Origin of the sequence: Halalkalibaculum sp. DA3122, assembly GCF_043951865.1 — a bacterium.
GTDB lineage: Bacteria > Bacteroidota > Rhodothermia > Balneolales > Balneolaceae > JAMQKA01.
On the sequence record NZ_JBINJF010000096.1, the window covers coordinates 1 to 836 of the forward strand.

Sequence of the window (836 nt, forward strand, 5' to 3'; positions counted from 1 at the left end):
TAAAACCAAAGGGATATGAACAGGAAAACATTTTTACGCAACAGTGTGCTGGCGGGCTCGGCGATGGCTGTACCCGGGAGTGTGAAGGGGATGACGGCCTCAACGCCATCCACACCCGGTCGGGGTCAACAACACTCCTTTAATCTCAAGTACGCCCCCCATTTCGGGATGTTCCGCCATCACGCGGGCGATGACCCGATTGACCAGCTCAAGTTTATGGCGGATGTCGGGTTTACCGCCTTTGAAGACAACGGCATGATGGGGCGCTCCCCGCAGATGCAGGAGAAGATCGGCAACCAGCTGGCCAACTCCGGCATGCAGATGGGCGTGTTTGTGATCGACAAGGGCGGGAATGCGGCCAATTCGTTTACCACCGGCGACCCCGAACACACTGAAATTTTTGTAGAGGCTTGCAAGGAGGCGGTAGAAGTGGCCAAGCGGGTGAATGCCACCTGGATGACCGTAGTGCCCGGCAATTTTGACCGCTCCCTGCCGATGGGCATCCAGACCAGCAATGTGGTGGAGACGCTCCGCCGCGGGGCCGAGATTTTTGAGCCGCACGGGCTGGTGATGGTCCTGGAGCCGCTCAGCGACACCCCGGACCTGTTCCTGCGGCATTCGGACCAGACCTACCAGATCTGCAAGGCGGTGGACAGCCCGGCCTGCAAGATCCTGTATGATATCTACCACATGCAGAAAAATGAGGGACGCCTGATCCACAACATGGAACTGTGCTGGGACGAGATCGCCTACATCCAGCAGGGGGACGTGCCGGGCCGCAATGAGCCCTATACCGGGGAGATCAACTACCGGAACGTCTTCAAATACATCCATGA

Annotated in this window: 1 protein-coding gene; it reads left to right on the plus strand. The window is 58.0% G+C overall.

What is annotated here, in order from left to right:
- Positions 1-15: 15 nt before the first annotated feature.
- Positions 16-836: hydroxypyruvate isomerase family protein (locus tag ACG2F4_RS19335; protein ID WP_395262586.1), on the plus strand; the 821-nt coding region annotated here is incomplete at its 3' end.